We start from the raw sequence: 14,020 nt of genomic DNA on the forward strand, positions 1-14,020 counted from the left end.
ACACTCACCTCCGCTCTCCTCGCCTTTTCCGGCCCGTGCCGCCGAGCAGCACCAAGGCGCCCGTGGCACACCCGATCAGCAGCAGGGCGAAGGAGACCTCCACCACCCGCATTTCGGCACCGGCCACTGCGGCCACCGTCACCGCGATCACGGGCACCCCCGTCCGAGCCGCACCCCGCGCGCCGCCAGCAGCCCGACCAGCCGCTCCCAGCCCGTGCCGGGACGCAGACCGCCGGACGCCGGGAACGCCACCGCGGGGACCGTCACGGCCGATCCGTCACCGGCGCCCGCCAGGGTGTGGACCTCCGCCACCCGGCGCCGCCCCGTGCCCGGATCGCGGACCAGGTGCACCACCACGTCGAGCGCGGCCCGCAGCTGGCCGTGCAGTGCCGTCCGGTCGAGGCCCGCGAGCGCACCCAGGGCCTCCAGCCGGACCGGGACGTCCGCCGCCGTGTTGGCGTGGACCGTGCCGCAGCCGCCCTCGTGCCCGGTGTTCAGGGCGGCCAGCAGGTCCGACACCTCCGCGCCGCGGACCTCGCCGATCACCAGCCGGTCCGGGCGCATCCGCAGGGCCTGGCGGACGAGGTCCCGCAGGGTGAACTCGCCCAGCCCCTCCTGGTTGGGCGGCCGGCTCTGCAACCGGACCACGTGCGGGTGGGCCGGTTGCAGCTCGGCGGAGTCCTCGGCGACCACGATCCGCTCCTGCGGCCCGACCAGGCCGAGCAGCGCCGACAGGAGGGTCGTCTTCCCCGAGCCCGTCCCCCCGGACACGAGCAGCGACAGCCGGGCCCGCACGATGCCCGCGAGCAGCTCCGCACCCTCCGGTGGCAGCGACCCGCCCGCCACCAGCTCGTCCAGCGTGAAGGGCCTGGGCCGGCAGACCCGCAGCGAGATGTGGGTACAGCCGGCCGCGATCGGCGGCAGCACGGCATGCAGCCGGGTGCCGTCCGGAAGCCGGGCGTCCACCCAGGGGCGGGCGTCGTCCAGCCGCCGGCCGGCCGCGGTGGCCAGCCGGTGGGCCAGCCGGCGCACCGCCTCCGCGTCGGCGAAGCGGACTCCGGTGGTGCGCTGCAGGCCGCCGCCGCGGTCGACCCACACTTCGTCCGGACCGTTCACCAGGACGTCCGTGACGTCGGGCGCCGCCAGCAGGCCGTCCAGCGGGCCCGCACCCACCAGTTCGGCGCGCAGCGAGCGCACGGTGTCCAGGACCTCGTCCCCGCCGAGCGGCGGGCGGGCGGCCCGCAGCGCGGCCGCGACCGAGCCGGCCGTCGGGGCGGCCCCCGACTCGGCCAGCCGCAGCCGGACGGCGTCCACCAGGGCCGCCGCCCGCTGCTCGCGGGCCGTCCGGCCGTACGGGCAGGGCCCGTGCCCGGGCTGCGGGGGCCCGCCGGCCGGCGGCACGCTCCGCAGCGGCCGGTGCTCCCGCGCACCGCCGCCCGGACCGGCCACAGCGCCCCGGAGGACCGTTCTGCGCAGACGGACCATCAGTACACACCTCCCCCGACGGCCGGCACCGGCGGCAGCACCTCGTCCAGGAAGCTCGCACAGAAGCGCGCGAGCGGGCCGCCCTCCCGGCTTCCGGGCGGGACGCCCTTCACGACGTCCTGGGCCAGGCCCGGCTCCGGCTCCAGCTCCCCCGCCAGCGGCAGCCGCAGTCCGCGGACGACCTGCCGGGCCGGGAGCCCCCCGGCCCGCACCGGCCGCACCACGGCCCGGACGTCGCCGAGCCGCATCCGGGCCGCCGCCGCGACCCGGTCGGCGGCCGCCACCGCGCGCAGCTCCGCCGACACCACCAGGAGTGCCAGGTCGGACTGCTCCAGTGCCTGCCCGGCGGCCGCGTCGAGGTGGCGGGGCACGTCGACCACCACCAGCCCGCCGCGCCGTCTGGCGGCGGCCAGCACGCTGCGCATCGCCTCCGGCGGCACCGTCAGGGTGTCCCCGCGGTCCCAGGACAGGCAGGACAGCGCGGAGAGCCGTTTGAGCGCCGGCAGCGCCCGGGCCAGCTCGGCCCCGCTGACCCGCCCGCGGGAGCTCGCCAGATCGGGCCAGCGCAGCCCGCTGACCCGCTCGCCACCGAGCAGGACGTCCAGGCCCCCGCCCAGCGGATCGCCGTCCAGGAGCATCGTGCGCCGCCCCGCCCGCGCGGACGTGACCGCCAGCGCGCAGGCCAGGGTCGAGGCGCCGGCCCCGCCGGACCCGCCGAGCACCGCGACGGTGACCGCCGGGCAGCCGACGCCCTCGGCCGCGTCGGCGATCCGGTCGAGCAGCCAGGCCTCGGCATCGGGAAGGAAGAGCACGTGCTCGGCCCCGAGTTGGACGGCTCTAACCCACACCCCGGGGTCGTCGAGGTCCAGCCCGAGCAGCAGCACCCCGCCGCGCCGCCCCAGCCCGGAGCAGCGGACGGCCTGGTCGTCCCCGACCAGGACCAGCGAGGCCCCTTCCCAGAGGTCCCGCGTCGGCGGCGCGCCCCGGACCAGCCTCGGTTCGGTGCCCGCCGCGGCGCAGATGCGCAGCAGGTGCTCGGCCAAGCCCTCGTTCTCGGTGACGACGAGCGGCCCGGCGGCCGCGGGGCCCTCGGCGGTGATGTGGTCGGCGATCGGCGTCGACATGGTTGCTCCCCTCCGCGCCGAAGGCCACGGGAGTGGCCGACGGCGCACGTCGGACGGTTCCGGCGGACGGCCGCCGACAGGCCTCGAAGGGAGGAAGGGGTGAGGCCTGTCCGGCGACCGCCGCCGGTCATCACGGTGGGGGGAGATCCGGATTCCGTCATCCGGGTTCCGATTGCCTGTGGATAACTCGTGGCCTGTGGAGGAAATCGTTCACCCGGGCGGGGGGCTAATCGGCGAAGAATTGACGAAAGAGGGTCACCGAGATGAACCGGCGGCCTCCCGCCTGCCGTTCCACCGCTCTCCGCGGCCCCGCCCGCCGCCCGTCCGGACACCGCTTCCCGGGGGCCTGCGGCACCGATCGGAACCAGCCGTTCGACCGTTGGCGGGCATGAGCAAATGACGACACAGAGTGACGAAAGTCGATCGGCGGCCCGCGGTGGCGACACCCCCTGTAAGCCGCCGACACGAGGGCGGCAGCCGCGCCGCGAGAGGGGTTCAAGCCCTGAAAATGGCCCCGGACGTGCGACGACCCCCGCCGGGGGGGAGAGCGGGGGTCGTCTATCCACAGCCCGGCTCGGGGGGGAGGAGCCGGACCGGGTTAGCACGGTCGCGAACGATCCGTGACTTCCATGGTGTACCCGAGCGGCCAGAAACACAAACCCGCACGCCCGCGAGTACGCCGAATGGCGGGGTGTTTTGCGGCTCCCTCTATCCTCGGTTCCCGTGGACACCACCGAGAACGCCGACGATCGCGCCGACGGCTCCCAGGGCGACACCACCGGGCCCGCGGAGCTCCACCGGCCCGCCCGCCCCCGACCCGGCGGGCTGCGCACGGCGGCCTTCTTCGACCTCGACAAGACCATCATCGCCAAGTCGAGCGCGCTCGCCTTCAGCCGCCCCTTCTACCAGGGCGGACTGATCAACCGTCGGGCCGTGCTGCGCAGCGCGTACGCCCAGTTCGTCTTCCTGGTCGGCGGGGCGGACCACGACCAGATGGAGAAGATGCGCGCGTACCTCTCCGCGCTCACCCGGGGCTGGAACGTGCAGCAGGTCCGCGAGATCGTCGCCGAGACCCTGCACAACCTGATCGACCCGATCATCTACGACGAGGCCGCCTCACTGATCGAGCAGCACCACGCGGCGGGCCGGGACGTGGTGATCGTCAGCAGCTCCGGCTCCGAGGTGGTCGAGCCGATCGGCCGGCTGCTCGGCGCGGACCACGTGATCGCCACCCGGCTGAAGGTCGAGGACGGCTGCTACACCGGCGAGATCGAGTACTACGCGTACGCCGAGAACAAGGCCGCCGCGATCCGGGAGTTGGCCGCGACCGAGGGCTACGACCTGGCCTCGTCCTACGCCTACAGCGACTCCTCCACCGACCTTCCGCTGCTGGAGGCGGTCGGCCACCCGTCGGCGGTCAACCCGGACCGTGCGCTGCGGAAGGAGGCGCAGGCCCGGCAGTGGCCGGTGCTGGTCTTCGAGAAGCCGGTGGAACTGCGGCGCCGACTGCCCGAGTTCTCGGCCCCGAGCGGCTCGGTGCTCACCGCCGTGGCGCTCGGGACGGCCGCGGTGACCGCCGGGGTGATCTGGTACCTGGCCCGGCGGCGGCGTCCCGCCGCCTGAGGCCCTGACCCGGCAGCTTTGGACAAAACGGTCAATCGGGATCTACTTCTCGTTCCGGGTTCCCCTTTCCCCCGAAACGCGATACAAATGAAGCACGGCCCGCGAGACCCGGTCAGGACCCAAGAGGTCAAACCGACAACGCAGTTCAGGCCCACGGACCGCACGTACAGATATCCGGGCACCCACATGCAGCCGACCCGCTGTCGGGCCGCCGGACCAGACGAACGGGCAGGATCCCCGTCTGATCGGCACTTCCGGTGCATGCATGGTCACCCGGTATCTGCACCAGCGGCGGCACCCGGCAGGATCAGGTGCCGCCGCATCCACGTCTTCGCGCGCCCCCCGTGGGCGCCGCGCGCCGCTCCGGCCGCTCAGACCATCCCGCGCTGCATCGCCTCGCAGACCGCCGTGCTCTCCCTGACGCCGAGCCGCAGCGCCCGGCCGCAGTACGCGATCCAGGCCGCCATCCCCTCGGCGGTCCCCGCCAGGTAGCCGGCCAGCGCCCGGCGGTGAGCGGCGGTGCCGAGCTCCGCCAGGCCGACCTCGGCCGGGCAGATCGACTTCGGGTCGAGCCCCTCGGCGATCAGCACGATCCGCTGGGCGGCGCGCGCGATCACGCCGTTGTGGGCGGCGAAGGGGCGCAGTGCGAGCAGTTCGCCGTGCACCACCGAGGCCACCACCAGGGCCGGCGTACCCACGCCCTGGCCCTCCGCGCGCGCCACCAGCAGCCGGGAGAGCTGGTCGAGCCGGGCCGCGACCTCCTCCGCCCCCGGAGCGGGCGGCAGCACCGGCAGCGGCCCGTCGACGGCGTCGACCTCGACGCTCTCCACCGGCTCCAGCTCCAGCGGGAACAGCTCCTCGGCGGCCTCCCCGGGCCGCCGCGGGCGGCCGGCGGCCGGATCGCCGTCGCCGACCGCGAGCAGGTGCAGCCGGGCCAGCACCTGGAGCGGCGAGTGCCGCCAGATGCTGAGCAGCTGGCCGGCCTCGGCGGCGACCCGCAGGGCGGCGCCGACCGTCCGGGCCTCCGGGTCCGCGCCGAAGTCGCTGCGGCGGCGAACCTCCTCCAGCGGCCAGTCGGCCCCGGCCAGGGCCGCCGACGCGCGGGCGCCGCGCAGCGCGGACTCGGAGGTGACCTCGGCCGCGCGGCGGCGCATCACGCGGTGACCGTAGAGCCGGTCGACGGCCTTGCGCACCTCGGCCACCGCGTCGGGCACCCCGGGGAGCTGGGCCAGCGGGGCGAGGGGATCAGTTCCAGTGCTCACCTACCCGAGAGTAATGAACGGGCCGCCCCTCCCGGAACAGCAACCCCGCATCACCCGTTAGAGGCAATCCTCACGTCCGACCCCCGGTGCAACCCGAACCACGGCTAGCATGGCTGCTATCGGAGACGATAACTATTTCCAACTGGGGCCGCACGGCGCGGCTCCCGGGCGGGCGGCCCGCAGCGAGGGCCCTGAGCGAAAGCCGGAGTCCCCAGATGAAGATCGCCTTCGTCGGCAAGGGCGGCAGCGGGAAGACCACGCTGTCCGCGCTGTTCATCCGCCACCTGGCAGCCCTCGGCCGGCCGGTCGTCGCCGTGGACGCCGACATCAACCAGCACCTCGGCCCGGCCCTCGGACTGACGGACAATCAGGCCGCCGAACTGCCCTCGCTGGGCGGTCACCTGGCCGAGATCAAGGAGTACCTCCGCGGCAGCAACCCGCTCATCCGCTCCTCCGACGAGATGATCAAAACCACGCCGCCCGGCCGCGGCTCGCGACTGCTGCGGATCGTCGAGGAGAACCCCGTCTACGCCTCCTGCGCCCGCCCGATCGCGCTGGACGAGGGCTCGGTCCGGCTGCTGGCGACGGGCGCGTTCACCGAGGAGGACCTCGGGGTGGCCTGCTACCACTCCAAGGTCGGGGCAGTGGAGCTGCTGCTGAACCACCTGCTGGACGGCCCGGGCGAGTACCTGGTGACGGACATGACGGCCGGCTCGGACTCCTTCGCGTCCGGCCTGTTCACCCGCTTCGACCTCACCTTCCTGATCGCCGAGCCGACCCGCAAGGGCGTCTCCGTCTACCGCCAGTACAAGGAGTACGCCCGCGACTTCGGCGTGCGGCTGCGGGTCGTGGGGAACAAGGTGCAGGGCCCGGACGACCTGGCCTTCCTGCGCCGCGAGGTGGGCGACGACCTGCTCACCGCCTTCGGGCAGTCGGACTGGGTGCGCCGCCTGGAGCAGGGCGCCGAACCGCCGCTGAGGTCCCTGGAGCCGGCCAACCGGACCGTGCTGGAGGAGCTGCGGATCGAGGCCGACGCGGCGTACGGGCGGCGGGACGCGCGCCGCTACACCGAGCAGGCGGTGCTCTTCCACCGCCGCAACGCGGAGAGTTGGGCCAACGCCAAGGTCGGCATCGACCTCGCGTCCCAGGTGGACGAGGGCTTCGTCCTGGGCGAGTCCGCGCAGGACTGCGCGCGCACGGCCCCGGCGGGCGCCCACGCCTGACCGCACCGCCACCGGCACGGGCCGCGGGCGCCCCCCCCCCCGGGGGGCGCGCGCCGGGGCCCCCCCCCCGGGCCCCCCCCCCCCGGCGCCCCCCCCGCCCCCCCCCCCGCCCGCCCCGGGCCCCCCCCCCCGGGGGGGCCCCCCGCGGCCCGTTCGCCGCGCCCGGCGCCGACCGCAGCGGTCCAGCCTCGTCACCAGCAGATTCCCGGCCGTTCGACCACCACCCATTGGGGTGAACCAGGGGTTTTTCGCTTCCCTCCCGGAACCACGCTGTGCAAAGCTTTCATTACCCTCGGTTTACCGAGTCTTGATGGTTCGCCCCGGCGGCCCCGGTGAGACGTCCCGCACCTCGCCCGGAGCCCCGGCGGGCCCGATGGTCAACGCCGGCCGGTGTCGCCCGCACTCCCCCGCCGCGCCCACGCCATCCCGCCACACCGTCGCGCCCCACGACAGCCGATCCGCCCCGGAGCCCCACCCCGGACCCCACGCCGGACCTGACTGCGTTCGCTCCTCCGGACAGACGGGAAGACCATGACCCTCGACATCTCCAGCGCCCCCATCGCCTCCGACACCACCGACCACGCGCCGCCGGGCCCGGGCTCCCGCGCCAGGTGGGCCCAGGACCTCTCCGCCTCCCTCGTGGTCTTCCTGATCGCCGTGCCGTTCTCCCTCGGCATCGCGCTCGCCACCGGCGCCCCGCTCACCGCCGGCCTGGCCGCCGCGGCCGTGGGCGGGATCGTGGTCGGGCTGTTCGGCGGCACAGCGCTCCAGGTCAGCGGCCCCTCGGCCGGGCTGACGGTGATCACCGCCGGGTTGATCGCCCAGTACGGCTGGCGGGCCACCTGCGCCGTCACCGCCGCCGCCGGCCTGCTCCAACTCCTGCTCGGCGCCCGCCGGGTGGCCCGGACCGCACTCGCCGTCTCACCGGCGATCGTGCACGGCATGCTGGCCGGCGTCGGGATCACGATCGCCATCGCACAGCTGCACGTCGTCCTCGGCGGCTCGTCGCAGAACTCCGCGATCGCCGACGTCCTGGCCCTTCCCGGCCAGTTGGCCGGCCCGCACCCACCCGCCCTGCTGGTCGGCGCGGTGACGGTGGCCGTCCTGGTCGGCTGGCCCCGACTGGGCCGACTGCCGGGGCGCGCGGGCGAGTTCGGCGCCCGGCTGGCCAAGGTACCCGGCCCGCTGGCCGGTGTCGCGCTGGCCACCGGCCTCGCCTCCGTCCTGGGCCTGCGGCTCGCCCACATCGAGCTGCCGGCCTGGCGACCACAGGCCCTCCTGCCCGTGCTGCCGCACGGCCCGGTCCTCGGCCTGCTCACCGCCGTCCTCACCGTCACGGCCGTCGCGAGTGTGGAGTCGCTGCTGTCCGCCGTCGCGATCGACCGGATGTCCCGCCGCACCGGCGACCTCGACCGCGAACTGCGCGGCCAGGGCCTCGCCAATCTGCTGAGCGGGCTGGTCGGCGGGCTGCCGGTGGCCGGCGGCGCGGTGCGCAGCACCGCCAACGTGCGGGCCGGCGGCCAGACCAGGTGGGCCTCGGTGCTGCACGGCGTCTGGGTGCTGGCCGCCGCCCTGGTGCTGGCCGGCGGGCTGCGCCGGATCCCGCTGGCCGCGCTCGCCGCGCTGGTGCTGGTGGTCGGGCTGCAGATGGTGAGCTTCGCGCACATCCGCAAGGTGCACCGGCACCGCGAGTTCCCCGTCTACCTGATCACCGTGCTCGGCGTGGTGGCCGTCGGCGTGCTGTGGGGCGTCGCGATCGGCGCCGGCACCGCGATGCTGCTCGCCCTCTACCGGCTGACCCGTGCCCACGTGGACGTGGAGGCCAGCCCGGCGGGCTCGGTCACCGTCCGGACGCACGGCCCGCTCACCTTCACCACCGTGCCCCGGCTCAGCCGGGCACTGGCCGGCATCCCGGCCGGGTCCGAGGTCACCGTGGTCCACGACGGCTCCTTCCTGGACCACGCCGCGTACGAGACGCTGCACGCCTGGCGGGCCGAGCACCAGGCCGCGGGCGGCCGGGTCTCGCTGGTGACGCGCCGCCAGGACGACGAGGTGCTCGACCCGGACGGCACCGTGCGCGCGGGCAGCTCGCCGGGCCCGCACCGCTGCCGGGCCTGGACGCCCTGGGTCGGCCACCACTGCATCGAGCAGCAGGAGGACCCGCACGGGCGGCTGCTGGACGGCGTCCGGGTGTTCCAGCTGCACACCGCCCCGTTGGTCCGGCCGGAGCTCGCCCGGCTGGCGCGCGAGGGGCAGACGCCCTCCCAGCTCTTCCTGACCTGCGCGGACTCCCGGATGGTCACCAGCATGATCACCAACAGCGGCCCGGGGGACCTGTTCACCGTGCGCAACGTCGGCAACCTGGTGCCGGCGCCGCACGAGCCCGGAGCCGCGGACGACTCGGTGGCCGCCGCGGTGCAGTACGCGGTCGAGGTGCTGGAGGTGCGCTCGATCACGGTCTGCGGCCACTCCGGGTGCGGCGCGATGCAGGCCCTGCTGGACGGCGTTCACGAGCGCCCCGGGCCGCCCACCCCGCTGGCCCGCTGGCTGCGCAACGGCCGCGGCTCGCTGGACCGGCTGCGACGGGTCCCGGCGGAGTTCACCACCCGGCCCGCGGCGGACGTCGTGGAGCAGCTCTGCATCACCAACGTGGTCCAGCAGCTGGACCAGTTGATGGCGAACCCGGCGGTGGAGCGCCGGGTCGAGGAGGGCACCCTGCGGCTGGTCGGGATGTACTTCGACTTCGCGACGGCCCAGGCCTACGTCCTCGACCGGGCCGCCGGGACGTTCAGCCCGGTCGAGGCCCGCGCCGGGAAGATCCCGAACGGAATCGAACACCACGCCGAGGGCCCTCTCGACACCGGCTCCGATGTCGGCTCGAACGCGGCATCGGCCGAACGGGTGACGAAGGACGATCGGGTTCCGGCCGGAGGCGGTGAGGAGGGCCCCCGACTGGCCGCATGAGAGCCGGGCCCGTGCCCCCGCCGGGCGGGCCGGGGTACGGGCCCATCCCCCTCCGCCCGATCGCCCGGGCCGCCGCGGCGGAGCGTGCGCGGCACCCGTCGGCCGTCGGTCAAAGGTCTACACCAATTCACAGGAGCCTCTTGTCAACTGCCCCGTTCGCCTGGTGAGCTGTGCGCTGGGACACACGGGACAATCCCCACGCACGGGATCGCCCCCGATCATGACTCGATGAGGAGTGCGCGTTGAGCAACGAGAGCCTGGCCAACCTGCTCAAGGAGGAGCGGCGCTTCGCCCCGCCGGCAGAGCTCGCCGCAGCCGCCAACGTCACCGTGGCCGCGTACGCGCAGGCCTCCGAGGACCGTCTGGGCTTCTGGGCCGAGCAGGCCCGTCGCCTCACCTGGGCCGTCGAGCCGACCGAGACCCTCGACTGGTCCAACCCTCCCTTCGCCAGGTGGTTCGCCGACGGCAAGCTCAATGTCGCGTACAACTGCGTCGACCGGCACGTGGAGAACGGCCTGGGCGACCGGGTCGCCATCCACTTCGAGGGCGAGCCCGGCGACAGCCGTTCGATCACCTACGCCCAGCTCAAGGACGAGGTGTCGCAGGCCGCCAACGCGCTGCTGGAACTCGGCGTCCGCAAGGGCGACCGGGTCGCCGTCTACCTGCCGATGATCGCCGAGGCGGTCGTCGCGATGCTGGCCTGCGCCCGGATCGGCGCCACCCACTCGGTGGTCTTCGGCGGCTTCTCCTCCGACGCCGTCGCCTCCCGCATCCAGGACGCCCAGGCCAGGATCGTCATCACCGCCGACGGCGGCTACCGCCGCGGCAAGCCGTCCGCGCTCAAGCCGGCCATCGACGAGGCGCTCACCAGGGTCGAGGGCGTCGAGCACGTCCTGGTGGTCCGCCGCACCGAGCAGGACATCCCGTGGACCGAGGGCCGCGACGTCTGGTGGCACGAGATCACCGCGCGGCAGTCCACCGAGCACATCCCCGAGGCGCACGACGCCGAGCACCCGCTGTTCATCCTCTACACCTCGGGCACCACCGGTAAGCCCAAGGGCATCCTGCACACCTCGGGCGGCTACCTCACCCAGACCAGCTACACCCACCACGCGGTCTTCGACCTCAAGCCGGAGACCGACGTCTACTGGTGCACCGCCGACATCGGCTGGGTCACCGGCCACTCGTACATCGTCTACGGGCCGCTCTCCAACGGCGCCACCCAGGTCATCTACGAGGGCACCCCGGACACCCCGCACCAGGGCCGGTTCTGGGAGATCGTCCAGAAGTACGGCGTGACCATCCTCTACACCGCGCCGACCGCGATCCGGACCTTCATGAAGTGGGGCGACGACATCCCCGCGAAGTTCGACCTGTCCTCGCTGCGGGTGCTGGGCAGCGTCGGCGAGCCGATCAACCCCGAGGCCTGGATCTGGTACCGCGAGCACATCGGCGGCGGCACCTGCCCGATCGTGGACACCTGGTGGCAGACCGAGACCGGCGCCATCATGATCAGCCCGCTGCCGGGCGTCACCGAGACCAAGCCGGGCTCGGCCCAGCGCGCCCTGCCGGGCATCGCGGCCACCGTGGTGGACGACAACGCCGTCGAGGTGCCGAACGGCTCCGGTGGCTACCTGGTGGTCACCGAGCCGTGGCCGTCCATGCTCCGCACCATCTGGGGCGACGACCAGCGCTACGTCGACACCTACTGGTCGCGCTTCGAGGGCCGCTACTTCGCCGGTGACGGCGCCAAGAAGGACGAGGACGGGGACATCTGGCTGCTCGGCCGGGTGGACGACGTCATGCTCGTCTCGGGCCACAACATCTCCACCACCGAGGTCGAGTCGGCGCTGGTCGGCCACCCGTCCGTGGCGGAGTCCGCCGTGGTCGGCGCGACCGACGCCACCACCGGCCAGGCCATCGTCGCCTTCGTGATCCTGCGCGGCGGCGCCACCGAGAGCCCCGAGCTGGTCGAGGAGCTGCGGGCGCACGTCGGCCGCACGCTCGGCCCGATCGCCAAGCCGAAGCAGATCAAGGTGGTCGGCGAGCTGCCGAAGACCCGCTCCGGCAAGATCATGCGCCGACTGCTGCGCGACATCGCCGAGGGTCGCGAGGTGGGTGACACCACCACGCTGGCCGACAGCACCGTGATGAGCCAGATCCAGGCCCAGCTGCCGTCCTCGGACCAGGGCTGACCTCCTGCCCCAGCGGCTGTGCCCCGGGCGGTGTCACCGCCCGGGGCACAGCCGTGTTGTCACGTCCGGCACCACGCACCCCGGCTCGGCCCCACGCCCCCGCCCGGCATTCCGCGCCCCCGCCCGGCGCCCCACGCCCTCGCCCGGCGTCCCGCCATGGCAGCGCCACCGCCCCCCGCCCGGCGCCCCACGCGCCCGGCTCGGCGCCCCAGTCCCCCGCCCCGCGTCCCGCGCCCGGCACCCGTTCGACCGTCGGTCCGCTGCTCCTCCGGAGTGCAGAACCAACCAGTAGGGCTTAAGTCCTTTGGTAGGACAATCCGGATGTCACCCAAACGTCCCGCTAGACTATTAAGGACGCATCAAGATCCCTGGACGGGAGTCGCGGGCGTCACAGGGCGCGCCGGGAAGTCTGGTCGGCAACTGCACCACCCGTGCATCCGTTGCCGCTCCCAGCCCCAGGAGGTCCCGCGTGACCGACCAGCCGCCTGCCCACGAGCCGACGACCCGCCGCCGGCAGTTCCTCGGCCGGCTGTCACTGCCCGAGCGCACCTTCATCACCGACGCCCTGCGCACCGAGACGGTCGGCGGCATGCTGCTGCTGGGCGCCGCCGTGATCGCACTCATCTGGGCCAACGTCTGGCCGCAGGCCTACCAGAGCGTGCTCGACTACACCGTCGGCCCCTCCGCGCCGCTCCACCTCGACCTCTCCCTGGCCACCTGGGCCAAGGACGGCCTGCTGACGATCTTCTTCTTCGTCGCCGGGATCGAACTCAAACGCGAGTTCGTCGCGGGTGAGCTGCGCACGCCCAGTGCCGCGCTGCTGCCCGTGGTCGCCGCCGTCTGCGGAGTGGCGCTGCCCGCGATCCTCTTCGCCCTGGTGAACTCCGGCTCCGGCGGACACCCCGCGGGCTGGGCGATCCCGACCGCCACCGACATCGCCTTCGCGCTCGGCGTGCTGGCCGTGGTCGGCAGCCACCTGCCCTCCGCGCTGCGCGCCTTCCTGCTCACCCTGGCGGTGGTCGACGACCTGATCGCGATCCTGATCATCGCGATCTTCTACAGCCACGGCATCAAGTTCTGGGCGCTCGGCCTCGCCTTCGCCGGGCTGGTGCTGTTCTGGTTCCTGCACCGGCGCGGCGTCCACGGCTGGTACCTCTTCGTGCCGCTGGCCCTGGTGACCTGGGCGCTGATGCACGAGAGCGGCATCCACGCCACGGTGGCGGGCGTCGCGATGGGCCTGATGCTGCGCTGCCACCGGGAGGGCGACGAGCAGCACTCCCCCGGCGAGCACATCGAACACCTGGTCCGCCCGCTCTCGGCCGGCCTGGCCGTCCCGGTGTTCGCCCTGTTCTCGGCCGGCGTGGCCGTCTCCGGTCCGAAGCTGCGCGAGGTGTTCACCCAGGCCGCCCCGCTCGGCATCGTGATCGGCCTGCTGGTCGGCAAGGCGGTGGGCGTGCTGGGCGGCGCCTGGCTGACCGCCCGGTTCACCCGGGCGGAGCTGAACCCGCGGCTCAAGTGGGCCGACATGGTCGCGGTCTCGGTGCTGGCGGGCATAGGTTTCACCGTCTCGCTGCTGATCAGCGAACTGGCCTTCCCGGACGATGCCGCGCTCGCCGCCCGGACCAAGACGGCCGTCCTGGTGGGCTCGGTGCTCTCCGCGGTGGTCGCCACGGTCCTGCTGAAGCTGCGCAACCGGCACTACCGCTCGCTGTGCGAGGAGGAGGACCGGGACGTGGACGGGGACGGCATCCCGGACGTCTACCAGGAGGACGACCCGGCCTGGCGGGCACGGGTCGGCGGGTCGGCCCGCGCCACGGCGGACCCCGAGCACGGCCCCGGCCCCGACTCCGACCCCGGCTCCGACACCCGTGGCCGGCCCGGAGAGTCCGGCTGAGGCCCCGCGGGCGCCCCTTCGCCGGGCCCGGTGGAGGGGGCCGGCCCGCCCCCCGGCGCAGGGCGCCGTCCCGCCCGGCGCAGGGCGCCGGACCCGCCCCGCCGGAGAGGGCTGGTCGGGCCCGCCGGAGAGGGCCGACCGGGCCCCGACCGGACCGCCGCGAGCAGACCGGCTCCGCCCCCAAAAGCACCCCGGTCGCCGGGACACGTCCCTCCGGCGGGGCCCCGGAGTGGTGTCCGACTGACCGGTA

Annotated in this window: 9 protein-coding genes; 5 read left to right on the forward strand and 4 right to left on the reverse strand. The window is 74.2% G+C overall.

Translation table 11 applies throughout. The annotated features are described in order from the left end of the window. Window positions 1–4 precede the first annotated feature (4 nt). The 3 genes from ACH5AR_RS26355 to ssd are packed head-to-tail and all read right to left on the reverse strand — an operon-like array spanning window position 5 to window position 2,609. Window positions 5–151: a hypothetical protein gene (locus ACH5AR_RS26355; RefSeq protein ID WP_396303985.1), complete on the reverse strand. Its 147-nt coding sequence runs from the start codon at window positions 149–151 to the stop codon at window positions 5–7. Next, window positions 148–1,485, reverse strand: coding sequence for a TadA family conjugal transfer-associated ATPase (locus tag ACH5AR_RS26360; protein ID WP_396303986.1), 1,338 nt, complete (start codon window positions 1,483–1,485; stop codon window positions 148–150). Before ACH5AR_RS26360 ends, ACH5AR_RS26355 begins: the two co-directional genes overlap by 4 nt. Next, on the reverse strand, window positions 1,485–2,609 hold the full coding sequence (gene ssd, locus ACH5AR_RS26365) for a septum site-determining protein Ssd (RefSeq protein ID WP_396303987.1): 1,125 nt from the start codon (window positions 2,607–2,609) through the stop codon (window positions 1,485–1,487). The genes ACH5AR_RS26360 and ssd overlap by 1 nt, the downstream gene beginning before the upstream one ends. Window positions 2,610–3,434: 825 nt before the next feature. Here ssd and ACH5AR_RS26370 point away from each other — a divergent pair. Further along, window positions 3,435–4,232, forward strand: coding sequence for an HAD family hydrolase (locus ACH5AR_RS26370; protein ID WP_396304013.1), 798 nt, complete (start codon window positions 3,435–3,437; stop codon window positions 4,230–4,232). A 371-nt stretch (window positions 4,233–4,603) separates the two neighbouring features. On the opposite strand, the gene ACH5AR_RS26375 is transcribed toward ACH5AR_RS26370, so the two are convergent. Beyond that, window positions 4,604–5,494, reverse strand: a complete 891-nt coding sequence (locus tag ACH5AR_RS26375; protein WP_396303988.1) for an oxidoreductase — start codon at window positions 5,492–5,494, stop codon at window positions 4,604–4,606. 215 nt (window positions 5,495–5,709) lie between these two features. Between ACH5AR_RS26375 and ACH5AR_RS26380 the strand changes: the two genes are divergently transcribed. From ACH5AR_RS26380 to nhaA, 4 genes are all read left to right on the forward strand, one after another. Further along, window positions 5,710–6,717 carry an ATP-binding protein gene (locus ACH5AR_RS26380; RefSeq protein WP_396303989.1) on the forward strand — a complete coding sequence of 336 codons (1,008 nt, stop codon included), beginning with the start codon at window positions 5,710–5,712 and terminating at the stop codon, window positions 6,715–6,717. Between the two features lie 531 nt (window positions 6,718–7,248). Further along, window positions 7,249–9,681, forward strand: coding sequence for a SulP family inorganic anion transporter (locus tag ACH5AR_RS26385; protein ID WP_396303990.1), 2,433 nt, complete (start codon window positions 7,249–7,251; stop codon window positions 9,679–9,681). A gap of 242 nt (window positions 9,682–9,923) precedes the next feature. Next, entirely contained in the window at window positions 9,924–11,876 is a 1,953-nt protein-coding gene (gene acs / locus ACH5AR_RS26390; protein WP_396303991.1) for an acetate--CoA ligase, read from the forward strand. Between the two features lie 469 nt (window positions 11,877–12,345). Beyond that, a complete protein-coding gene (nhaA, locus tag ACH5AR_RS26395) occupies window positions 12,346–13,770 on the forward strand; it encodes a Na+/H+ antiporter NhaA (protein WP_396303992.1) in 1,425 nt (474 codons plus the stop codon). Window positions 13,771–14,020 lie beyond the last annotated feature (250 nt).

The sequence above is a fragment of the Kitasatospora sp. NPDC018619 genome (assembly GCF_044391605.1).
GTDB lineage: Bacteria > Actinomycetota > Actinomycetes > Streptomycetales > Streptomycetaceae > Kitasatospora.

Bases quoted from the DNA above. Each gene is read 5' to 3' on its own strand.
- ACH5AR_RS26360 (WP_396303986.1), bottom strand. From the start codon at position 1,485: ATGGTCCGTCTGCGCAGAACGGTCCTCCGGGGCGCTGTGGCCGGTCCG.
- ssd (WP_396303987.1), bottom strand. From the start codon at position 2,609: ATGTCGACGCCGATCGCCGACCACATCACCGCCGAGGGCCCCGCGGCC.
- ACH5AR_RS26380 (WP_396303989.1), top strand. From the start codon at position 5,710: ATGAAGATCGCCTTCGTCGGCAAGGGCGGCAGCGGGAAGACCACGCTG.
- ACH5AR_RS26385 (WP_396303990.1), top strand. From the start codon at position 7,249: ATGACCCTCGACATCTCCAGCGCCCCCATCGCCTCCGACACCACCGAC.